Origin of the sequence: Corallococcus sp. 4LFB (genome assembly GCF_046520365.1) — a bacterium.
Classification (GTDB): Bacteria; Myxococcota; Myxococcia; order Myxococcales; family Myxococcaceae; genus Corallococcus; species Corallococcus caeni.
Genome location: NZ_JBKGHJ010000010.1, coordinates 22,366 through 43,815, shown reverse-complemented (window position 1 = coordinate 43,815; position 21,450 = coordinate 22,366). Strand labels below are relative to the sequence as shown.

Annotated in this window: 17 protein-coding genes; 7 read left to right on the top strand and 10 right to left on the bottom strand. The window is 70.5% G+C overall.

Annotation, left to right across the window (positions count from 1 at the left end; genetic code table 11):
- The 9 genes from ACLEQD_RS02350 to ACLEQD_RS02310 all read right to left on the bottom strand — a co-directional run.
- The coding region (locus ACLEQD_RS02350; RefSeq protein WP_410381397.1) for a serine/threonine protein kinase at positions 1-1,043 on the bottom strand (1,043 nt) is incomplete at its 3' end.
- A 137-nt stretch (positions 1,044-1,180) separates the two neighbouring features.
- Positions 1,181-4,177, bottom strand: a complete 2,997-nt coding sequence (locus tag ACLEQD_RS02345; protein ID WP_410381395.1) for a choice-of-anchor D domain-containing protein — start codon at positions 4,175-4,177, stop codon at positions 1,181-1,183.
- Between the two features lie 71 nt (positions 4,178-4,248).
- Positions 4,249-5,223 carry an alpha/beta fold hydrolase gene (locus ACLEQD_RS02340; protein ID WP_410381400.1) on the bottom strand — a complete coding sequence of 325 codons (975 nt, stop codon included), beginning with the start codon at positions 5,221-5,223 and terminating at the stop codon, positions 4,249-4,251.
- 144 nt (positions 5,224-5,367) lie between these two features.
- Positions 5,368-5,553, bottom strand: a complete 186-nt coding sequence (locus ACLEQD_RS02335) for a hypothetical protein (protein ID WP_410381393.1) — start codon at positions 5,551-5,553, stop codon at positions 5,368-5,370.
- Between the two features lie 201 nt (positions 5,554-5,754).
- Complete coding sequence (locus ACLEQD_RS02330) at positions 5,755-7,674, bottom strand: AAA domain-containing protein (RefSeq protein ID WP_410381391.1); 1,920 nt, start codon at positions 7,672-7,674, stop codon at positions 5,755-5,757.
- 77 nt (positions 7,675-7,751) lie between these two features.
- Positions 7,752-9,041: a chitosanase gene (locus tag ACLEQD_RS02325; protein WP_410381389.1), complete on the bottom strand. Its 1,290-nt coding sequence runs from the start codon at positions 9,039-9,041 to the stop codon at positions 7,752-7,754.
- A 67-nt stretch (positions 9,042-9,108) separates the two neighbouring features.
- Positions 9,109-9,981 carry a hypothetical protein gene (locus ACLEQD_RS02320; protein ID WP_410381387.1) on the bottom strand — a complete coding sequence of 291 codons (873 nt, stop codon included), beginning with the start codon at positions 9,979-9,981 and terminating at the stop codon, positions 9,109-9,111.
- A 9-nt stretch (positions 9,982-9,990) separates the two neighbouring features.
- A complete protein-coding gene (locus tag ACLEQD_RS02315) occupies positions 9,991-10,533 on the bottom strand; it encodes a DUF350 domain-containing protein (RefSeq protein ID WP_410381385.1) in 543 nt (180 codons plus the stop codon).
- 51 nt (positions 10,534-10,584) lie between these two features.
- Positions 10,585-13,116, bottom strand: coding sequence for an HYR domain-containing protein (locus tag ACLEQD_RS02310; protein ID WP_410381383.1), 2,532 nt, complete (start codon positions 13,114-13,116; stop codon positions 10,585-10,587).
- A 180-nt stretch (positions 13,117-13,296) separates the two neighbouring features.
- Between ACLEQD_RS02310 and ACLEQD_RS02305 the strand changes: the two genes are divergently transcribed.
- The 6 genes from ACLEQD_RS02305 to ACLEQD_RS02280 all read left to right on the top strand — a co-directional run bounded on the left by ACLEQD_RS02305 (position 13,297) and on the right by ACLEQD_RS02280 (position 19,620).
- Positions 13,297-13,419: a hypothetical protein gene (locus ACLEQD_RS02305; RefSeq protein ID WP_410381382.1), complete on the top strand. Its 123-nt coding sequence runs from the start codon at positions 13,297-13,299 to the stop codon at positions 13,417-13,419.
- Positions 13,420-13,607: 188 nt separating this feature from the next.
- Positions 13,608-14,432, top strand: a complete 825-nt coding sequence (locus tag ACLEQD_RS02300; RefSeq protein WP_171422132.1) for an AfsA-related hotdog domain-containing protein — start codon at positions 13,608-13,610, stop codon at positions 14,430-14,432.
- A complete protein-coding gene (locus ACLEQD_RS02295) occupies positions 14,429-15,076 on the top strand; it encodes a methyltransferase family protein (RefSeq protein ID WP_410381380.1) in 648 nt (215 codons plus the stop codon). The genes ACLEQD_RS02300 and ACLEQD_RS02295 overlap by 4 nt, the downstream gene beginning before the upstream one ends.
- Positions 15,064-16,026: an NAD-dependent epimerase/dehydratase family protein gene (locus ACLEQD_RS02290; protein WP_410381379.1), complete on the top strand. Its 963-nt coding sequence runs from the start codon at positions 15,064-15,066 to the stop codon at positions 16,024-16,026. Before ACLEQD_RS02295 ends, ACLEQD_RS02290 begins: the two co-directional genes overlap by 13 nt.
- Before the next feature lie 13 nt (positions 16,027-16,039).
- Positions 16,040-18,736, top strand: coding sequence for a PEP/pyruvate-binding domain-containing protein (locus ACLEQD_RS02285; RefSeq protein WP_410381377.1), 2,697 nt, complete (start codon positions 16,040-16,042; stop codon positions 18,734-18,736).
- Between the two features lie 11 nt (positions 18,737-18,747).
- Positions 18,748-19,620, top strand: coding sequence for a hypothetical protein (locus tag ACLEQD_RS02280; protein WP_410381375.1), 873 nt, complete (start codon positions 18,748-18,750; stop codon positions 19,618-19,620).
- Here ACLEQD_RS02280 and ACLEQD_RS02275 read toward each other — a convergent pair.
- The gene (locus ACLEQD_RS02275) at positions 19,617-20,234 is read right to left on the bottom strand and encodes a hypothetical protein (RefSeq protein ID WP_410381373.1); all 618 of its coding nucleotides are present in this window, start codon (positions 20,232-20,234) and stop codon (positions 19,617-19,619) included. The two genes, ACLEQD_RS02280 and ACLEQD_RS02275, sit on opposite strands and share 4 nt — an antisense overlap.
- Before the next feature lie 242 nt (positions 20,235-20,476).
- On the opposite strand from ACLEQD_RS02275, the gene ACLEQD_RS02270 reads away from it, so the two are divergent.
- Entirely contained in the window at positions 20,477-21,361 is an 885-nt protein-coding gene (locus tag ACLEQD_RS02270; RefSeq protein ID WP_410381371.1) for a family 43 glycosylhydrolase, read from the top strand.
- The last annotated feature ends 89 nt before the right edge of the window (positions 21,362-21,450 follow it).

The following is a 21,450-nucleotide window of genomic DNA, read 5'->3' as shown; positions in this document are numbered from 1 at the left end:
GCCTTGCCCGCGGACGGCGTCGTCCCGGTGGCCGGGGCCTTCGCGGCGGCCGCGCTGCCCGGCCGGGCCATCAGGCGCGGGTCGAAGTAGATCATCGTCGGCTCGGCCGCGAAGCGCTCCTCCTCCAGCTCGTCCGCGTAGACGTCCCGCATGAACGCCGCCAGGTGCGCGCTGGTGCCGTGCAGCTTCTCCTGCTGGAGGAACTCCTCCAGCGCCAGCTGCAGCTCGCCCGCCGTGGTGAACCGGTCGTCGCGCTTGCGCGCCAGCGCCTTGAAGACGATGGGATCCAACGACTTCGGAATCCCCGGCACCGCCTCCGAGGGGGGGACGATCTTGTGCCCCACGACGGCCTTGAGCGTGGCCATCTCCGTCTCGCGCTTGAACAGGCGCCCGCCCGTCAACAGCTCGTAGAACACCGTCCCCAGCCCGAACACGTCCGAGCGCGCATCCAGCGGCTCACCCCGCGCCTGCTCCGGGGACATGTACGCGTGCTTGCCCTTGATGGTGCCCACCACCGTCTGCGACAGCTTCCCCTGCGCCTTCGCCACCCCGAAGTCGATGAGCTTCACGCCGCCGTTGAAGCCCACCAGCACGTTCTGCGGCGACACGTCCCGGTGGATGAGCGACAGCTTCCGGCCGGACGGGCTGCGCGCGTTGTGCGCCGCGTCCAGCCCCGCCGCCGCCTCCGCGATGATCCGGCACCGCAGCCCCAGCGGAAAGCCGCCCGGGTGCGCGGACGCGCGCGGCACCAGCGACCCCAGGGGCTCGCCGTGCACGTACTCCATCGCGATGTAGTACTGCCCGTCCACGTCCCCCATCTCGTAGATCTGCGCGATGTTGGGGTGGTTGAGCAGCGCCGCGATGCGCGCCTCGTCCAGGAACATCTGGAGGAACTCGTCGTCCTCCGACAGGTGGGGCAACAGCCGCTTCACCACCAGCAGCTTCTGGAAGCCCACCGGCCCCTTCTGCCGGGCAAGGTAGACGGCCCCCATGCCGCCGGTGGCCAGCTTTCGCAGCAATTCATAGCGGCCGAACGTTTCCACTCCAGCCGTGACGATAGCCGCGTCAGTGCGGAACTCAAAAGCCCGAGCACCCCCAAAAACGCGAACCGGGCCGGCCCCCTGGAGGGCCCGGCCCGGCCGCGCTGCGTCACGGCGTCGTACCGGCGACGGCCCCTCGGCTACGGCGTGGGGGCGCAGACGCTGCGGTAGCGGATCTCCACGGCCTGGCCCGGGGTGGGCACGGAGCCCGCCGCGAAGACGACCGCGTTGCGGCCCGCGTCGTAGGTCCACTGGTCCGCACCCAGGATGCGGCCGTTCACGCGCACGCTCAGCTCCTGCGTGCCGTCCGGCGTCGCGGTGAGCGGGAAGTCCGCCTGCGGCTCCCCGGCCTTCTGGATGATGGGGTCCAGGAACCCGCGGTAGTCACCCTCGCAGATGGAGCCCACCGTGCCGCCCGTGCCCCTGGCGACCGCGGCGAAGCGGTCCGCGCTGCTGCTCGCGGTGGAGCAGGCGCCGTTGGGGATGAGCGCGTGCAGGTTGCTGCGCTGGGACATGCCCGTGCCCTTCAGCGTCTGGAGGAACTGGATGTAGCTGTCGGGCGTGAAGCCGGAGTGGTCGTCCTCGTCCGCCAGCACCACCACCGCCATGCGGGCCGCGGCGCGGGTGAAGCCCAGGTTGCCGTCGTTGGGCTGCGGGGTGCGGACGTCGTCGGCCTGCTCGGACAGCGGGGCGGACAGGGCCTGGCGCGTCGTCTCCAGGCCCTGCACCAGGTTGTGGCAGAGGCCCACGTCCAGGTTGGCCTGGATGGTGGCCGCCGCGTTGGCGCTGTTGCCGGACACCACGCGGGCGCGGCTGCCGTCCACCGGGAAGAGCCGGCCGGCCTCACCGCCGTTGGCGCCGCCGCCGCACAGCCCCTGGCGCTGCACCAGGCCCGTGCTGGTGACGCCCACGCGCACGTCCACGTTCAGCTCCTTCGCCCGCTGCAGCCAGCCCGGAATCGCGTTGCGCAGGCGCTGCTGGTAGGGCTCCATGGTGGTGGTGTTGGAGACGACGAAGAGCACGTCCAGCTGGCTGTCGGTGCCCTGCGTGAAGCGGTCCACCTGGATGCCCTCGTGGTTGGTCTCCGCGAGCAGCGGGACGAGGAAGCGGTTGGGTTCCGTGTCCGCCTGGAAGTACAGCGGGCTGTAGTGCTGGCCCAGCACGTCGCGGGCGTAGTCCACCTCCATCTCGAAGCCCTCGCCGGGCTGGAGCGTGATGGGCGCCGTCACCGGCGTGAGCAGCGAGAACTGCTTCGACGTGCCGTTGCCGATGGTGGCGTCCGCCACGGTGAGCGGCTCGCTGCAGCGGTTGGACAGGAACGTCTTGCGCGGCTTCGCCGGGCAGTCGTAGCGGATGGGCCCGAAGTCCACGAAGGACGGCGTGGCCACGAGGCAGGACGGGTTGGACACCGCGTGGATGGGCAGCGTCACCGTGGGGTAGGCCGGGTTGTTGACGGTGAGCATCAGCTCGCCGTTGAACTCGCCGCCCGTGGTGGGCGCCTTGAAGGCAATCATGGAGCTGAAGGCCGTGTCGTAGAGCACCACTCCGCCGGTGATGGGACCGCCGGGCATGGAGAACACGCCGCCGCCGTCATTGGACAGGTGCACGTCCTTGATGGCGCACTCGGCCCGGCCCGGGTTGCGGAAGTAGAAGCCCAGCACCGCGCCGCGGCCCGGCACCACGTTGGCGAACTCCAGCTTCGGCTGCGGCAGGAGCTCGTAGACGCAGGGGCCGGAGGCGCGGGCACGGCCCGTCAGGACGATGGCGCGCTCGGGCGTGAACAGGTCGTTGGACTGCACGTAGAGCGTCGCGCTGAAGGTGCCCTCGTTCCTGGGCTCGAAGTAGACCTTCAGCTCCAGCGCGTCGTCGCCCGGTTGAATCTGCAGGCCGTTGGCCTCCAGCGCGGGCCAGGTGCCGCCCTTCCACGCATAGCCCTGCGTGCCGCGCGTGGGCGTGCCCACGTCGAACTGCACCGCGTCGCCGTCGGCGCGCACGCCGGTGAAGGTGAGGGGGCCGTTGCTGCCCGCGTTGGTGATGCGGATGACCTGCTCCAGCTTGCCGCCCACCGGCAGCTCGCCGAAGTCCAGCGCCACCGGGGCCACCGCCAGCGTGGGCCGGCCACCGCGCGCATCCAGCATCACGCGGGACTCACGCGACTTGTCGGACGCGTACGCCACCGTGAGGTTGCCCACGTTGGGGCCGGAGAAGCGCGCGGCGAACTCCATGCGCATCTCCACCACCTCGCCCGGCTGCACCGTGCGGCCCTCCGGCCGGGTCAGCGGCGAGAAGGCCCGGTCGCTGGTGGCCAGCGCGGAGATGGTCACCGGGCGCCAGGTGACGTTGCGCGCGCGGGTGAAGGACTCGGTGCGCTCGTGCACCGGAATTTCGTCGAAGGGCACGGGCGCCGGGTCGAACACGAAGGCGCTCGCCACGGAGTTGCCCTTGAGGTCCACCACGGACGGGGTGCACGTCTCGCAGGAGAGGACCTCCAGCCGCGCGCCCATCTGCCCCAGCGCGCGGGGCAGGTACTTCGTCTTCACCACCCGGGTGCTGTTGGGCGGCACCGTGATGGTGTCCGGCGTGAAGGGGTCCGCCTGGTCGCCCGCCACCTTCAGCGTCAGCGGCAGGTCCACCGGGTTGGTGACGGTGACCTCCAGCGTGCGGTCGCTGTCCACCTCCAGCGTCTCGTAGTCCAGCACCGGCGGGCTCACGCCGATGCGCGTGGGCGTGCCCAGCCCCTGGACCTGGAGCTGCTGGAGCGCGCCCACGTTGGCGTCCGTCGTCACGCGGAGCGTCTCCTCCACGGGCCCCTCCTTCAGGGGGTGGAAGCGCACCTTGACGACATGCGACTCGCCCGGCGGCACGCGGCCGCCTCCGTCCGTCAGCTCCACCTGGTACGACGGGTTGTTGCCAATCCCCAGCGCCTCCAGCGCGGAGAACGGCACGTAGCCGACGTTGCGGATGCGGACCTCCTTCTCACGCCACTCGCCCACCGGCACCTCGCCGAAGTCGAGCGCGTCCACGTCCAGCACCGCCGTGGCCTGCACCCCGCGCGTCTGGTCTTCCTCGTGACACGCCATCGTCCCCGCCACCAATGACGCCAGCAGGACGACCCGACCCCTCCACCCCATCACCATTGTCCGCTCCCCACCCTTCCCCACCACACGCACACGGATGCCCGGGACACGTGATCCATCCAGGGCTACCCCTAATCAAGACCCGTGCCGCCCGGGGCCGTGGCCTCGCGTCCCCCTGAATTCAGGGACTTGGCGCATACTCCGGCGGCCAAGTGAGCGCTGGAGGGAACCGGGTTGCCCTGGAGGGTGAAAGGTTTTTCCCGACCTTTTGCCAACCTGCACCCCCAACTTTTCAGGTCATGAACTGGACGCTTCCGGAGCCGGGCCCGCGGAGGCCCTGGCGACGAAGGCCGCGATCGCACCGGCGACGGCGGCGGGCTGCTCCAGGTGCACGTGGTGGCCGCCTTCGAAGAAGCGGGGCGGGGCGGCCAGCGTGCGCAGGGCGGCCAGCCGCGCCTCCAGCAGCTCCGGGGCGGGGGACAGCCCTTCGGTGCCGCGAAGCAGCTGCACGGGGCAGGTGACGGCGGCCTCCAGCGCCAGCCACTGGGCCTCGTCGTAGCCCTGGCCGAAGCGGCGGCGGTGGCGGGGGTCGAAGGTGAAGGCGAAGTCGCCCTCGGGTGTCCGGCGGGTGCCGTGGCGCGCGAAGAGGAGCGCCGCGTCCGGGGAGAGGGTGGGGTTCGCCTGACGCAGGCGCTCCGCGGCGGCCTCCACCGAGGGGTAGCGCTTGCGGTTCGCGGCCGGCGCGAGTCGTCCAGGAACCCGCGCAGCCGCTGCAGGGCGCCCGCGGCCGGGCCGCCGGAGGGCCCCAGGCTTTCGATGAGGGTCAGGCTGAGGACGCGCTCCGGGCGCGCGGCGGCGTACGCGAGCGCGACGATGCCGCCCAGCGAGTGCCCCACCAGGTGCACCGGGGGCAGGGCCAGCCCGTCCAGGGTGGCCTCCACGTCCAGCAGGTGGTCGCTCAGGTGGTACGCGGCGCCGGGGCCGGCGTGGCCGCTCTGACCCATGCCGCGAAAGTCGAGCAGCACCGTGCGCCAGGAGCCGGGCAGGTGCTCGCAGAGCAAATCAAAGCTGTGGGAGTGGTCCAGCCAGCCATGCAGGAACAGCACGGCGGGCGTGCCCCGGGGGCCGCGCTGCCGCACGTGCAGCGGCAGCCCTTCTGCGTCGACGGTGAGGGATTCGAATGCGGCGGCGGGCACGGGGGCCTCCTCGTGCCTTCACGCCTTACTCCGTCCCCCCGGGTGCTGGCGACCCTACGCGACGCTGCTGGACGCCGCCGGGCGCGGCGGGCCGCCGGTGTCCGGCTTGCCGAGCACCATGGCCAGCTGCCGGGCCTGGCCCTCCGTGGCGCACCGGTACTCCTGGGTCTTGCCGTTGGGCCGGTCGATCCGAATCACCCAGACGTCATTCTCCTTGGTCACCACAGGCGCTTGAGACATGCATTCCCTCCGTGTCCGGCAAGAGAAGCATCCTTCGTGCCGACCCCATGGATGGAGCCAAATGCCTGATTTCCGGCCGTCTCCCGCGCCAGGCAGGCAGGCGGGTGACAAAATTCGTTCAGCGACCCGACAATTTTCGCGCGTCCGGCTCGCACTCCTTGCGTAGTCCCGGGGGGCAGGCCGGAGTCGTTGGGATGACAATCATTGCTCAGCCGGGTCCGGCCACTCCCAGGCGGAGCGGTAGCCGCCGTCCGTCTGGGTGCCCTCGATGAAGCGCGCGTAGAAGGGGTGGCTGCTGAGGGTGGCGGAGTCGCCCACGACGAACAGGTGCCGGCGGGCGCGGGTGAGGGCCACGTTCATGCGGCGCAGGTCGTTGAGGAAGCCCAGCTGCCCCTCGCTGTTGGAGCGGGTGAGGCTGACGAGGATGGCGTCCTTCTCCCGGCCCTGGAACGCGTCCACGGTGTCCACCTCCACCTCCGGGTGCACGGCCTCCAGCGCCTCGCGCAGGTGGCGCGCCTGGGCGCTGTACGGGGCGATGACGGCGAGCTCGCGCGGGGACAGGCCCCGCGCCAGCAATTCGCGCACGCGGGCGATGACGTAGGTGGCCTCGCCCGGGTTGAGGAGGCTGTGCGTGGTGGGCTCCACCTCTTCGTCGAAGCCCTTGCCCGCGGTGTCCAGGTAGAGCACGGGCGGGGCGTCCACCTCCGCGCCGGGGCCGAGCACCTGCGCGAGCGTGCGGTCCGCCACGGACGGGTGGGCGCGCAGCTCGCCGCCGTACATCTCCTTGGAGGGGAAGGCCATGATGGCGGCGTTCATCCGGTACTGCTCGCGCAGCATGCGCTTCACATCGTCGCCGTGGTCCTGGAGCAGGCGCTCGAAGAGGCTGGTGCCCAGGCCCGCCTTCGCGGCCTCCTGCGACAGCACGGTGGGCGGCAGCTGCTGCGGGTCTCCGGCGAGCACCACCTTGGGCGCGCGCAGGAAGCCCAGCAGGGCCAGCGGCTCGGTGGCCTGGGTGGCTTCGTCCAGGAGGGCGCGGTCGAACTCCTCGCCCGCGAGCACGCCGGAGCCCAGGCTCGCGAGCGTCACGCACACCACGTCCGCGCGGGCGAGCACGGCCTTCACGGCCTTCTTCTCCAGCTTGCGCGCCTCGTCCATCAGGTCCTTGGCCTCCGCCGTGGAGGAGCGGGCGTTGGAGAAGCGCGCGCGGCTGCGGCCCTGGTTGCGCTGGCGGCGCGCGTAGCCGAAGAGGTCGAAGGCCTCGTCGAACAGGTCGCGGCTGACGACGCGGTCCGGGTGCTCCTCCACCACGATGTCCAGCGTGTGCTCCTGCAGGCGGGCGGCGACGCGCGCGGGGTGGCCCACGCGGAGGGCGCGCAGCCCCTGCTCCAGGCACAGCTCCAGCAGGTGATCCACGGCGGCGTTGCTGGCCGCGGTGCACAAGAGGCGCTCTCCGCGCGCGACGGCCTGGGCCGCGACCTCCGCCAGCACGGTGGACTTGCCGGTGCCGGGCGGGCCGTGCACCAGGAAGAAGTCCTCCGCGGCCAGGGCGCGCTTGGCGGCGTCCTGCTGCTCCGGGTTGAGCGGGCGGCTGGGAGTGAAGTCCTTCGTGTTGTCGAAGCGCGGGGGCTCGTTGCCCAGGAGCACCTCGCGCTTGTGCCGCTCCTGGCCCTTGTCCAGGGCCTTCACGCGCTGGAGGCCCGCGCGCACGCGCTCGTAGGTGACGTCGTTGGGGACGACGTCCAGGCGCAGGAGCCCTTCGGAGAGGTACGCGGGCGGCTCGCGGTCGAAGGCGAGCTGGATGCGGGTGGAGGTGGCGCGCGACACGAGCGCCTTCGCCGGGTCCTTCACCTCCGCGCGGCGGGGCAGCACCGCCACGAAGTCGCCGTTGGACAGGCGCGTGGGCAGCTTCCCCCGGTCCGCGCGGGCGAGCGTGAGGAGGATGCGGCCGCCCAGGCCCACCTCCTCCTCGACGGTCTCCAGGTCCAGCACGGACAGGCCCTGCTCCTCGCGCTCGCGCAGGGAGAGCCCCTGGGTGAGCGCGGTCGTGCGGGCCTTCTCCGCCTCGCGCTCCTGGGCGAGGAGCGAGGCGAGCTTGTCGAAGAACGAGACGTCACGGGCCATGCCCCGGGTCATGCCATCCCGGGGCGCCCGCCGTCACGGCCCGTGTGCCGGACTGTCCTCCCGCATCACCGGCCGGCCTACTGGCAGGAGTACGTGTACGAGGCCGGCGTGCTCCAGGTGCCGTCCGGGTTGATGTTGCGCACGGTGTAGCCGCTTGACGGGTAGGCCGTCGTCCAGCAGTCGCGGGCGCGCACGTCGTTGCGCAGGGCGGTGCCCAGGTCCCAGTTGCCACGGCGGCGCTGCTTCTCGTACGCGGCCACGCGGTCCACCGCCTCCACCCAGGTGGAGTCCCCCGCCAGCACGTCGCGGCGCTTCTCCAGGAACTTCTGGAGCCACGCGCTCTCCGTGATGCCGTTGTAGCCAATCACCGGCGCCACCTGGCCGCTGTTGCCCGATGCCGTATTGGCCTGGCGGATGAGGGCCTTCATGCCGTCGAAGCCGTGGTTGATGGACGCGTCGTACAGCGCCGCCTTGGTGAGCGCCTGGGTGAGGCCCCACTTCGCGGCCTCGTTGAGGGTGGGCGTGTAGTAGAGCGCGTCGCTCACCTGGTCCTGGCACTGCTTGAAGTCCGCCTTCGTCGCGGCGGTGTTGAAGCTGGCCGCCCAGTCCGCCGTCCAGTTGCCCACGGCGTCCAGCTCCGCCGTGGACGCCTGGTCCTCGCCGGTGGACAGGAAGCGGTTGTTGATGACGGTGAGGCCATTCCAATACTTCGCCAGGCGGTTGCCATTGGCCTCCGTGCGCAGGGCCCGGTAGCACTGCACCACCTGGATGGCGTCGCCCGTGCCGGTGCAGAAGCCCGCGCGCCCGTTGGTGTAGCCGCGCCCGTCGCCGATGTTCTCCGAATAGGCGTAGTCCAGCGTGGGCGTGTCGTTCTCCCAGATGCTCGTGAGCGCCTCCGCCACCTTCTTCTGGTTCGCGGTGAGGCCCGAGCCGCCGGGGGACGTGCCGCCGCAGCTGTCGGACTGGACCTTCACGTTGGCCGCGGTGAAGGACGTGTTGGAGTTGGTGGAGTAGTTGAACGTGTAGGACGTGTTCACCGCCACCGTCAGCGACGACGTGCGCGTGAAGGTGCACGTGCGGCCCGACTGCGTGTGCGTCCAGCCGGGCTGGTCATCGTCGCACGTCACCCCCGAGGGCACGTCCAGCGCGATGACCGGGTTGGCGATGGCCACCGTCCCCGTGTTCTTGAACACGAGCGTGCCCCAGTACTCCGGGCCGTCGTACGTGTTCGTCGTCACCGAGTGCGTGCACGCGCCCAGCGCCTGCTCCACCCCGGCCATCACAGGAGACTCCGAGTCTCCCGCCGCGCCACAGCCGGTGGCCAGCGCCACCAGCCCCACCGTCATCCACGTCCGTGAACCTGTCATGTGCCACCCCCACCTGGGAAATAGACAGAGCAGGAATACAGGTAAATGGCGTAAGCCGCCAGGGCGCTCAGCCCGGGGCGTCCGGCAGTGGCAGCACCCGCCACAGCCGCGGCTTGTCGTACTGCGGAGGAATCATCCCCAGGGGCCAGCCCTCGGCGGTGAGCTCCACGTACTGGTAGCCGCGCCCCGCGAAGGGGATGCGGGTGCCGGTGCCGGGCAGCCCCACGCCGATGGCCGCGTGCGCGAGCGCGTCCGAGTAGAGCATCACCGCGTCCACGCCCACCTGCCGCAGCAGCATCAGCGCGAGCACCGCCTTGGAGTCGCAGTCGCCCCGGTCCTGCGCGGGCACCAGCCCCGGCGGGACGATGCCGAAGGGCTCGTCGCCGGGCAGCTCGTAGCGGATGCGGCGCACGAAGCCGAGGATGAGCTCGGTGGCCTGCGCCGCGTCCAGGTCGCGCTCGCGGATGGAGGTGGCGAAGCGCTCGCCCAGCACGCGCACCGGCTCCGCGTTGCTGCGCATCAGCTCCGCGTAGATGCAGCGCATGTCCGTGCCGCAGCCCGGCGGCGCCACGTAGGTGAAGCGCTCCGGGCCCATGGCGCGGTAGCGCAGCCGCACGCTGTAGTCGCGGTGCGCCTCTTCCAGCCCGCGCTCCACCGCTTCGCCCAGCCCATAGGCCAGCTGCTGACGGGCGGGCTCCAGGCCCTCCACGCGCCAGTCATAGGCCTTCGCGCGCTCCGGCAGCGTGTCCTCCGGCACCAGCACCACGCCCAGGTCCTTCCGCGCCTCCTGGGGATCGTCCGGAGGCACTTCCCCTTCCGGTCGTGGGGCCTCCGCGAGCCGGCCCGCCTTGCTCGCCAGCACCCCCTCCCAGCCGGTGAAGGCGAGCAGCCCTCCCACCAGCACCAGCGACAGCGGCGTCTTCCACATGCGCGCGACCATGGCGGCGGCTCAGGCGGGCGCGCGCAGCATGCCGGTGGGCAGCTGCGGGAAGGGGATGAGGCCGTTGAGCGCGGCCTGGAGGCCGGGCGCGGTGAGCAGCGCGATGACCAGCAGGAAGGCGCACAAGAGCAGCGCGGCGGCGATGTTGCCCTTGCGCACCTCCTCCAGCTCCTCGATGCCGGGCGTCATCTTGTCGAACAGCCGCACGCCCAGGGCGAGCACCGCCACGCCCACCGCGAGCGACAGCCCCACGTGCACCAGCGCCAGCCCCAGCAACTGGAGCACCGAGAGGGCGGACACGGGCGGGTTCTGCACCGCCAGGTCCACCGCGTCGCTGGTGGCCTTCAGCGCGTGCTGCACGAGCAGGCCCAGCGACACGAGGCTCGCCGCGTGCACCAGGCCGGAGGCGACGTTGCCCCGGCGCAGCTCCTCCACGGGGTGGCTGTCCAGCAGGCGGCCCAGGCCGCGCATGCTCAGGCCAATGCCGAGCGCGGCCACGAGGCCACCGAGGACGACCTTCACGAGTCCGACGACGAAGAGGGTGAGGTCCATGGGGGCCCTGGGGACTGTAGCGGAAGTCCCCCGCGCCGCACTGCTTGGGGTTCACCCGCGCGGCCTGCCGTCCTTCAGACGGCGGCTGAGCGTCCAGGCGAGGGCGAGCAGCGCCACCCAGCCCACCGCCGACGACGGGCCGCCGCCCACCGAGCAGCTCAGGCCCTGCCGCATGTCGCTCGTCGGGTCGTACGCCACGGTCAGCTGGAAGTTGCAGAGGGACGCGTTGCCGGCCGCGTCGATGGCGGTCACCTGCACCGAGTGCAGGCCCGGCGCGAGCGGCGTGCCCACGACGGGGCTGTAGGAGAGGTCCGCCGCGGAGACGGCGTCCTCGGCGGTGGCGGACGGGTACTCCGCGCGGGTGCCGGTCAGCACCGCGGTGGTCAGCGTCTGGTCTTGCGGGCAGGTGAGCAGCGGCGGCCGCGAGTCGCGCACCCGCACCTGGATTTCGCAGGTGCTGCTGTTGCCCGCCTCGTCGGTGCTGATGACCTCCACGCGGGTGAGGCCCAGCGGGAACAGGTCCCCGGACGCGTGCGTGCTCCGGACGCTGACCTGGCTGGAGATGGTGTCGGTGGGCGTGGGGTCCGGCCAGTACGCGTGCGCGCCCTCGGGCCCTTCCGCCTCCACGCGGACCTCGCTCACCTTGCAGGCCCCGGTGGGCGCCTGGCCGTCGCGGATGGTGACGGGGAAGGAGCAGGTGCTGACGTTGCCCGCCGAGTCCTTCGCCGTCATCGTCACCCGGGTGGTGCCCAGGGGCAGCACGCTGCCGTCCTCCGGGCTGTAGGTGACGAGCACGTCCGGGCTCGTCTCGTCCTGGATGTTCGGGGTTGGGTAATAGAAGGTGAGGCCCAGGGGCGAGCGCGTGCCCAGGGTCAGCTCCGTGGGGCAGCCGTTGATGGCGGGCCCCGTCAGGTCCCTCGACGTCATGGAGGTGGCGCAGTACGCGAGCCGGCCCGTGGCGTCCTCGGCCTGATGGGTGACCAGGGTGGGCTGGTTGAGCCGCAGCAGGCTGTAGTCCGGGTGGGAGGTGCGGATCGTCACCTGGGACGGGGAGCCCACCAGCGCCGGGGTCAGGTTCTGCGTCAGCGTGCCCTCGGGCCGGTTGGAGGCCACGTCCCGGGCGGTGGGGCACACGAAGGTCGGCGCCGCTTCATCCCGCTCCATGCGCCACAGGGCGCGCGGCGTCCACGGGTCCCCGGCCGCCGTCAGCAGCGCGCCCTGGCGCGACACCAGCCCGGTGGCCGGCCCGTACACGCTGCCCGCGGGCAGCCGCGTCAGCCGGGACGTGCCCGCGAGGGTGCCGTCCGTGTGCCACAGCTCGCTCGCGCCCAGGGCCGTCGTCACGATGAAGGCGAGCCCGCCCTCGAACGGCGTGAAGCCGCGCACGGTCTCGAGCCCGGACTCGGTGGGACGTGGGATGCGCACGGTGCCCGCGGCCGTCCCGTCCGTCACCCACAGCGAATCACCGGAGCCGCCGCCCTGGCCCACCAGGAAGACGCGGGGGCCCACCGGGACCAGCGTCATGCCCGGAGCCCCGTCGAGGATGCCCCGGAGCAGCGTCTTCACGGGGAGGGTGCCCCCTTCCGTGCCGTCCGTCCGCCACAGCTCCATGCCGCTGGACGTGCCGCTCACGAGGAAGAGGAGCGTGTTCCCCAGCGCGGTGAAGTGGTGGAGGTGGGGCATGCCACCCGAGGGCACGAACTCCGCGACCATGACGGTGCCCTCGCTGGTGCCGTCCGACTTCCAGAGGGCGCGGCCGTGCTGGCCGTCCTCGGCGGTGAAGTAGAGGGTGCCGCCCACGGCGGTGAGCTGGAGCGGAACGGAGTGGCCCGTGCCGGGGCGGATGTCGCGCACCAGCGTGGTGCCCGCCCCGGTGCCATCCGTGCGCCACAGCTCCATGCCCTCGGGGCCCTCGGCGACGAAGAAGATGGTGTCGTTCACGCGCACGAAGTTGCCGGGGCGCGACGAGTGGATCCCCGGGAAGATGTCCTTCACGGGCACGGTGCCCGCCTCCGTGCCGTCCGACTTCCAGAGGTCGAACTCCGTCTCGCCCATCCCCGCCGACGAGAAGAGCACCGACTCACCGATGACGAAGACGGGCGCCTGGTAGCCGACGCCATCCAGCCGGCCCGGGTTGAGCTCGCGCGTGACGTGCGTGCCCTCGCGCGTGCCGTCGCTCGTCCACAGCTCGCGGCCCATCCCCGGCGACGACGCGGTGAAGAACAGGCGGTGGGGCGTGGCGCGCAGCGAGGCCGGATCGACGTGCGTGTCCGGCGGCAGCAGCTCCTCCTGCACGGAGCGGGTGCCCGCGGCCGTCCCGTCCGTCACCCAGAGGTCATGGATCAGCGCACCGCTGGTGCCGGGCAGGACGGCGAGGAAGTACAACCGTCCGTTCAGCTCGGCGGTGACCTGCGAATCCGGCCGGTTCATGTCCGGGGCGAAGCGGGGCTCGGAGGGGAGGTCCGCCAGCCGGCGCACGCTCATCGGATCCGGCGTGAAGGGCTCGCCCTGCGCGAACGCCGGGACCGCGCCCACCACCAGCGACAACGCCGAAAGCCACGCACGACTGCTGACCGTCCCCATGCCCGCCTCCCACGCCCGCCTGCCCGCCACCTGTCCTGCTGGAAGCGCACCGTCATCACGCTCCCGCCCGGCTACAACCCGGGGTCCGCTCGACTGTTCGCCAGCCAGCGCCCCCGCCGGGGTCGCACCTGTTGCAGGTGTTCATCACTGCACGGCGCCCAGGCACGCGACCCCGTGCGCGTGGCGGTGGGTCGCCAGCGCTCCGACGCGATGCCCACCACGGGCACCCTCTACCTGCGTGGTGGGGGAGCGAAGCTGGAAGCGCGGGCCTGCGGCGAGCCGGTGGCGCACGAGGCACAGTGAGCCCGCGGCCGCACCGGCCGTCTCAATCCAAGACGCATTTCGCGACGTGTCATGGTGGTTCATGAAACAGACCCCGCGAATCCTCCGGGTCTGCTCTCCCGTCGCGTGAAAGCGGGCCTCCCCCGGTTCTCGTGTTCAGATATCGCGATTCCTAGACTGTCTTTCCCCTCAGCTGGAGAAAGGCAGACATGGATTCCGATTCAGGCCATCCCGAGCGTCGCGTGCGGGTGGCGTCGCCGGAGGCCGTCCCGTTCCTGCTGGTGCCGGAGCCCCTCCTCCCGGAAGTCGAGCACCCCTGCCGCATCCCGGTGAAGGACGTGGACGAGGCGGAGTTCCTGGCCGCCGTGCTCCAGGAGCACTGCGGTCTCTACCTGGGCACGCGCGCCGCCGAGTTCCCCGCGCTGGCCGAGTGGGCGGACGCGACGCCCGTGGGTGTGCGCGTGGGCGGCCCGTGGAAGCGGGACCCGCCGGAGAACGTCTCGGAGCTCCTGGCCCGCATCCCCGTCCGCAACCCCGTCTCCGAGGGCCGGCAGTCCTTCAGTGAGGCGGAGCAGGCCCGTCCGCTGGAGCGAATCGACCCGGTGCTGGTGCACAAGCGCGACCCGGCGAACGTGCTGCTCGCCAACGCGTGCCGGGTGGGCGCGCTCCAGCAGTTCAACGCGTTCACCGAATCCCCGGAGTTCGTCTTCGACCATCCCTCCGAGCACGTGCAGGGCATGCTCCTCACGGAGCTGGCGCGGCAGGCGAGCATCGCGACCATCCACGGCGTGGGGCTGCCCCTGGACTGGTCGCTCATCATGACGCGGCTGTCCTTGGAGTTCCGGCGCTTCGTGCGCAACGACGTGCCGGTGGTCATCCGCACCTTCGTCAGCTTCCGGCTCCCCGAGTGGGCGGAGCCGGTGCGCACCGTCGGACGCCGCGCCCGCATGTGGATCGCCGTGCAGGGCTGGCAGGAGGACACCTGCTGCTTCCACGGTCTGATTGGCGCGCTGAGCGCGAAGGAGGCGTCATGAAGAACCTGCACCGGTGGATGCCCACGCTGCTGCTGGTGACGGGCGTGGGGCTGCTCATTCCGCTCGGCATCCGGCAGGTCCTGCGCACGCCGGAGGACAGCCGGCCCATCGCGGGCCTGATGCTGGGGCTGTACCTGACGTGGATGCTGGTGGAGAGCCGGGTGACGCTGCGGGAGACGCGCAAGCCCACCGCGGAGCGGGACAGCGCCACGCTGGAGCTGTATGCGATTGCGCGGCTGGCGACCCTCCTCCTAGCGGTCGCGTTCCCCACGCTGGAGCTGGGGCCCGTGCCGCGCGCGGTGGGGTTGTTCTGTTTCATCGCCGGGGTGTCGCTGCGGCTCACGGCCATCCGCACGTTGGGGAAGGCCTATTCGCACCGGGTGCGGCTGCCGGACGCGAGCCTGCTCGTCACGGAGGGCGTGTACCGGAGGCTCCGGCATCCGGCGTACACCGGCATGCTGCTGGCGCACGTGGGCTACCTGCTGGTGTTCCCAGCCGTCGTGGGCATCGCGGTGTTCGCGCTGCTGTTCGTCCCGGCGGTGCTCCTGCGCATCCGTCACGAGGAGCGGTTGTTGCTGGGCTCCTTCCCGGGCTACGCCGAGTACGCGGCGAGCCGCAAGCGGCTGGTCCCATGGGTCTGGTAGGCGGCTTCGGCGTCGTGCTCACGGGCGCGACCGGCATGGTGGGGCAGGCCTTCCTGCGCCAGCGCGGAGCGCATCCCGTGCACGCGCTGGTGCGCTCGCCCGACGGCCGTGACTGGGGAGAGGGTGTGCACGTCGTGCGCGGAGACCTGCACGGCATCCCCGAGGCGCTGTTTCCCCCGTACCCCTACGTGGTCCTGCACCTCGCCATGAAGCAGCGGGACACCGATGGAATGGGCTTCGAGCGGACCAACGTGGACGGCACGCGGCGGCTCCTGACGCGGCTCCAGGGAGACTGCCGGGGCGTCCTCCTCGGCAGCTCCATGTCTGTCTATGGCCCGGGGCCGCACCGGGGTGTGAAGGAGGAGCATCCGCTGCGCCCCATCACCGCCCTGGCCCGCTCGCGCGTGGCGGCCGAGGACGTCGTCACGGAGCACGCGGTCCGGAACGGCCTCCACGCGGCGCTGCTCCGGCCGCGCTTCCTCCTCGGGCGCGGGGACCGGTTCGTCCTGCCCGCGATGGTGAAGCTCCTGAAGCGCGGGGTCCAGGTGGGGGACGACAGGGTGGGGTGCTCGGTCATCGACGTGGATGACCTGGGCCGCATCCTCTGGCGGCTCGCGAGCCGGATGGTGGAGACGCCGCGTCCCGAACAGCAGGCGCTCAACGTCGCCTACTCACGCCCGCTGATGCGCGGGGAGTTCCTGGGCACGGTGGCGCAGCGGCTGGGCCTGGAGCGTCCCACCGTGAAGCTCCGAGCCCCGGCCTGGTTCCCGCGAGTCCTGCGCGAGGTCCCCAGCCGCCGGGCCCGAGCGATGGCGGAGCGTCTGGAGTTGCTGACCCAATCACAGTGTCTGGATGTCTCGCGGCTCGCGGAGGTGCTCGGGCCGGAGGACCTGTTGTCGCGGTCCCCGGTGGATGCCCTGCGAAGCGCGCTCAATGACTTTCCATCCTGAAGGAACCCCTCCCATGCCTTCCCCCCTTCCGCTCGTCTCGATGACCGAGGCCAGCGATCCCCAGCAGGTCGGCCAGAAGTTCGCGCGCCAGCAGCACCTGGCGAAGCACGGCTTCCCGGTCCCCGAGTTCTTCTGCCTCACCACCACGATGTTCCAGGAAGTGGTCAGGCCCCTCCAGTCCGCCATCGACCGGCTCACCACGGCGGTGGACCGGACCTCCCATCAGGACATCCGCCGCGTCGCGGAGGAGATTGAAAAGCTCTTCCTCCAGGTCCCCCTGGGCGCCGAGCGCGAAGCCACCATCCTGGACACCTTCGACCGGACCTTCGGCGCAAGCGGCATGGTGGCCGTGCGCGCCTCCGTCGTGGGCCGGGCGCTGGAGGAGAGCGAGGACTCGGAGACGGATCCCTTCGCGGGCGTGAGCTCCACGTTCCTCTACGTGCGCAGGGACACGCTGCTGGACCGGATCCGCCGCTGCTGGGCGTCCGCCTACACACCGGAAGGGCTCATCTACCGGCTGGCGCAGGGCCGCGACGTCCGAGGCCTCATGGTAGCGGTGGGAGTCCAGCGGATGATTCCGGGCCGCCGTTCCTTCGTGGCCTTCACGTGCGACCCGAAGACAACCGAGCGGCGAACGCTGGTCGTCGCGGGGCACGGCATCGGCGAGGGCGTGGTCCAGGAGCGGGTAGGGGTGGACCACTACTTCATCCATCCGGAGACGGGGCACATCGAAAGGCAGTTGGGCCACAAGGCGGAGATGCTGTGCGAGAACCCCGAGCCCGGAGGCGAGCTGATCAGCAGGCCCGTGCCGGAGCCGTTGCGGGACGCGCCGTGTCTGACGGATGACGAGCTGAAGCGGCTGGCCGCGCTGGCGAAAGACATCGAGCGCAGCTTCGGCATGCCCCAGGACATCGAGGGCACCTTCACGGAGGACGGCACGCTGCACGTGTTGCAGGCGCGGCCCATCGCCTTCGACTTCCGGAAGATCCGCGTCTGGGGTTGCGGCAACGTGTCGGAGAGCTTCCCGGGCGTCACGACGCCGCTGACGTACTCACTGGCCAGCTACTTCTACGAGGTCATCTTCTACGACCTGCTGCGCCGCATGAAGGGCGCGGACGAGAAGGCGCTGCACGACCAGGCGCCGGCCTTCCAGAACATGCTGGGGTTCATCGACGGGCGCGTCTACCACTCGCTGTCGAACCTGATGCACGTCAATGGCATCAACCCGTTCATCGCGGCGACGTCCATGCGGGACCTGGAGGACGTGCTCCAGCGGGACGCGTCGCTGGTCATCCGGCTGCCCGGCCACCGTGAGAGCTTCCCCAGCACCGCGAGCTACGCCTACGCGCTGGGCCGTTCGGCGTTGGGAGCGCTGAGCGTCACCGCGACGTTCCAGCGGGACTTCGAAGCGTTCGAGACGTGGTGGAAGCAGACGCTCGCGGGGCTGAGGGCGCTGCCCGTGGAGCGGGAGGACCCGCTGGTCCTCATCCACCACTTCCGGCGAGTCTGGACGGAGGTGGGGAACTGGTGGGGGCTGACGCTCATCAATCACTGGTACATCAACACGTGCTTCGGGCTGGCGCGCAGGCTGCTGCTCAAGTGGACCGGAGAGGACCCCAGTGCGCTGCTCGTGGGCCTGTTGTGCGGGGCGAAGCCGGACGCGGGCACGCACGCGCTGCTCTCCGCGGTGGCGCTCGCGGAAATGGTGCGCGCGGATCCGGCGCTGGCGAAGCGCTTCGACGAAGGAGAGGCGGAAGCCCTCTGGCGAAGCATCGACGCCGGGGAAGTGCCGCCTGCGTTCGCCCGAGCCTTCCGCGAACACCTGAGCGAGTACGGAGACCGGGGCGTCCAGGAGCTGAACGTGGAGCGCCCGAACCTGCGGGACACACCCTGGGACCTGGTGCGAGTCGTCCAGTCCTACGCGCGCACGTCCGTCACGCGCGAGGAGTTGCGAGCGTCCGACAAGGCAAGGCGCACGGAAGCGGAGGCGCAGCTGGCGACGCTCCTCCAAGGACACCCGTTGCGGAAGCTGGCCATCCAGCAGCTCCTGGAGCGGCTGCGGACGGTGATTGGCCTGCGGGAGGACAGCCGGTTCTGGCGAGGCCAGCTCTTCGGCTTCAGCAAGCAGGTGTTCGCGGCGCTCGGGAAGCGGATGGCGGAGCGGGGCGTGCTGGATGCACCGCTGGACGTGCACTACCTCACGATGCGCGAGGTGCTGGACCACTTCGAAGGCCGGAGCGTCACGAGGAACCTGGGCGAGCTCGCGAGGCTGCGGCGAAGGGAGCAGCAGGACAACCAGGAGCGCCAGCCGCCGCGTGACTTCACCACGGTGGGAAGCGTGGCGGACGGCATCCCCAGGGCCGTGGAAGCGGCCAACGATGACGCCTCGCTCTTCAAGGGAATCGGTTCGAGCGCGGGCATCGTGGAGGGCAACGCGCGCGTCGTGCTGGACCCGGGCGCGGTGGGCACGCTGGGCAAGGACGACATCCTCATCGCGAAGGAGACGGATCCGGGCTGGCTGTTCCTGATGCTGGCCTCGGGAGGCATCGTCGTGGAGCGAGGCAGCATGCTGTCGCACACGGCCATCGCGGGCCGGAAGTTCGGCATCCCCACGGTGGTGGGAGTGGCGCACGCGACCACGCGCATCCCGGATGGTGCGAGGGTCCGCGTGGATGGTTCCACGGGCACGGTCACACTGGTGGCGGCATGAGGAGGACGGTCATGGAGCGGGCAAGGGCAACGCTGCGTTTCTCTGTGCAGCGCTACCCGCCGCTGTTCTACCTGCTGGTGATTTCGCTCTGGTGCGTGAGCCTGGACGGGATGTTCGGAGTGCTCGACGGGGGCCCGGGGCTGACGTTCTCTCCGGACCTGCTGCACGTCGCATTGAGCATCATCGGCGTGGGCTACTTCATGCGCATCGTGGATGAGCTGCGCGACTACGAATACGACCTCGTCCACAACCCCAACCGGGGGCTGGCGAAAGGAGACGTCACCTTCGGGGACCTGTACGTCGCGCTGGGGCTCAATGCGGCCGTGTTGCTGGGGACCAACCTGACCGTGTCCTGGGTGAGGGCCGCCATCCTGTTGGGAATCATGGTGCACGCGCTGATGCTCTGGGCGCTGGAGAAGCACTGGATCGCGTATCAGCGCAGCATGTTCCTGATGATTGGAATTGCCATCCAGCTCCACGTGGGCCACGGCCTCTACGTATGGGTGGCGCACGCGGAGCGCACCGGAAGGCCGCTGAATCTCCAGGGACTGCTGGCCATCCTGGCCATGGTCTTCCTGTACCTGCACTGGGAGGTCATGCGGAAGACCGCATGGCCGGGGACGACGAAGCCAGGGGAGAAGCTCTACTCCGACGAGGTGGGCTCCAAGGCCAGCGCCGTGATTGCCTTCGCGGTGATGGCCGGAGCGTCAGGGCTCTATCTGTGGCTGACCAAAGGCTGGCTCTTCCTGCTGCCCCTGGGAATGGCGGTCATCAACCTGACGCTGTTCTTCAAGGACCGCAGGCCCCGCGCGCTCTCGGGAAAGCTCGCGGCCCGGACCTACTTCGCGTTCCTCTTCGTCATGCTTCTGTTGTCAGCGCTCTAGTGTGAAGACCAGTCGTCATCGTCACGAGGAGGAGGCGGCGGAAGCGTAAGCCCCTGCGCGACGAGCGTCTCGGCCATCACACTGGAATCCAGTAGCTCGACGGGGCAGCCCCACATTGCAACGATGACGCGGTCCAACTCACTCACGAGATCTTCTGCGGCATGAGCGTGCCTCAGCAGGCGGTCGGACACGCTCTCCGCTATCGGGCGGAGCGCTTCTGGCAGCCGGCGTGGGAACGTGAACCAGAAAGGATGCCCCTCCAGCAGCCCCACGGGGAGCGCGAGTGCGAGGAGCTGTTTGCGATAGCGCCAGGCATTCGCCAGCTCGAATCCCGCTGCAAGCGGACGCACCTCATGGTCCCCTAGATTGTGACGAAGCTCGCTGCCGCTCTCAGCCATGGAGGCAGCGTGGGCTTGGGGCAAGCCTGACAGGCCGAAATGCTCGAAGAGCGCCTGTGCCAGGCGACGGTGCCAGTCCGCTGCCTCGGGCGTGCCTTCGTCCAGGTGGGTAGCGAGCGCTGTGCAGACCGTGACGAGATCATGCGGATTCAGCAGTTGGCTCGACTGGAGGAACGAGAAATCCCTGGGGCCAGGCTTGGGTCGACTCGGGAGCATGAGTGCTCAAGTCTACCAAGGCGCCGCGAGTCGGAGTGTAGACGAGTAAAAGCTGGAATTCTGATAGAAAGCGTCGAGGAGGATTTCCCATGACGCCACTCCGCCGTAGCGCCCTTGGCGCATTCGTTGCCTGTCTCCATGTCTCCCTGACTGCGGGCGCCGCGCCCCGTCCCGTGTTTGCACCGGGCGGTGGCGGGTTCGCCGATCCGACGGTGGTCAGCCACAACGACCAGTTCTACGGCATGTCGACGGGAAGCCTTGTTCCATCGGCCCAGGGCAACATCGGCACCGGTCCCTGGACGGCGGAAGGGCCGGCCCTGACCGCCAAGCCTTCGTGGGCCACGGGCGGCGTCATGTGGGCCCCGGACCTGGAGCGGATCAGCGCGAACGAATGGGTGGTCTACTTCGCCGCTCCGGTGGACGGGCTGGACGCCAACCAGCGCTGTATCGGCGCGGCCACCGCCAGTTCGCCGCTGGGACCGTTCACTCCGGTCTCGGGTGGCCCGCTGGTCTGCCCGGGACTGGCGAACACGCCTGCGCCGGATGACAACGTCCCGGGCCGTCCGCTCACGAACGCTGGCGTCATCGACCCGTCCGGCTTCAAGGACAGCGATGGCACGCGCTTCCTGCTCTACAAAACGCAGCAGTTGCCCTCGTCGCTGCGCATCGTCCGGCTCAACGCGGCGGGCACGCACGTGGCCAGCGGCGCCACCAGCCGCCAGTTGCTGCGCTCGGACCGCATCGTGGAGAACCCGGTCCTGGTGAAGCGCGCTGGCGACTACATCCTGTTCGCCTCGCGCGGCCCGTACAACAAGTGCACCTACGAGACCATCTGGATGCGGGCCAATGGCCTGGGTGCCAACGCCTTCAACGCCGTCACGCAGCACACCCTACTCACGGACGGGAGCACCGGCGGCGTGTGCGGCCCTGGCGGCGCGGACATCGCGGCGGCGCTCGACGGTGGACAGCGCATCTTCTTCCACGGCTGGCTGTGCGGCAGCGGTCCCTGCCCGGTGAACTTCGACGCGCAGACCGACGACGGGGGCCGCCGGGGCATGTACCTGGGCGTGCTGGGCTGGGACTCCAACGACAACCCGGTCGTGAACAAGTTCCTCAGCCCGGAGTGATCAGTTCCCCAGCCGCCACACCGTGAACGTGTGCAGCCTCCGGCCCCGGAAGACCCCCGTGAGCTTCACGGGTCCCTCCACGGATCCAA

Bases quoted from the DNA above. Each gene is read 5' to 3' on its own strand.
- ACLEQD_RS02345 (WP_410381395.1), bottom strand. From the start codon at position 4,177: ATGGTGATGGGGTGGAGGGGTCGGGTCGTCCTGCTGGCGTCATTGGTG.
- ACLEQD_RS02335 (WP_410381393.1), bottom strand. From the start codon at position 5,553: ATGTCTCAAGCGCCTGTGGTGACCAAGGAGAATGACGTCTGGGTGATT.
- ACLEQD_RS02330 (WP_410381391.1), bottom strand. From the start codon at position 7,674: ATGGCCCGTGACGTCTCGTTCTTCGACAAGCTCGCCTCGCTCCTCGCC.
- ACLEQD_RS02325 (WP_410381389.1), bottom strand. From the start codon at position 9,041: ATGACAGGTTCACGGACGTGGATGACGGTGGGGCTGGTGGCGCTGGCC.
- ACLEQD_RS02320 (WP_410381387.1), bottom strand. From the start codon at position 9,981: ATGGTCGCGCGCATGTGGAAGACGCCGCTGTCGCTGGTGCTGGTGGGA.
- ACLEQD_RS02315 (WP_410381385.1), bottom strand. From the start codon at position 10,533: ATGGACCTCACCCTCTTCGTCGTCGGACTCGTGAAGGTCGTCCTCGGT.
- ACLEQD_RS02310 (WP_410381383.1), bottom strand. From the start codon at position 13,116: ATGGGGACGGTCAGCAGTCGTGCGTGGCTTTCGGCGTTGTCGCTGGTG.
- ACLEQD_RS02300 (WP_171422132.1), top strand. From the start codon at position 13,608: ATGGATTCCGATTCAGGCCATCCCGAGCGTCGCGTGCGGGTGGCGTCG.
- ACLEQD_RS02295 (WP_410381380.1), top strand. From the start codon at position 14,429: ATGAAGAACCTGCACCGGTGGATGCCCACGCTGCTGCTGGTGACGGGC.
- ACLEQD_RS02290 (WP_410381379.1), top strand. From the start codon at position 15,064: ATGGGTCTGGTAGGCGGCTTCGGCGTCGTGCTCACGGGCGCGACCGGC.
- ACLEQD_RS02285 (WP_410381377.1), top strand. From the start codon at position 16,040: ATGCCTTCCCCCCTTCCGCTCGTCTCGATGACCGAGGCCAGCGATCCC.
- ACLEQD_RS02280 (WP_410381375.1), top strand. From the start codon at position 18,748: ATGGAGCGGGCAAGGGCAACGCTGCGTTTCTCTGTGCAGCGCTACCCG.
- ACLEQD_RS02275 (WP_410381373.1), bottom strand. From the start codon at position 20,234: ATGCTCCCGAGTCGACCCAAGCCTGGCCCCAGGGATTTCTCGTTCCTC.
- ACLEQD_RS02270 (WP_410381371.1), top strand. From the start codon at position 20,477: ATGTCGACGGGAAGCCTTGTTCCATCGGCCCAGGGCAACATCGGCACC.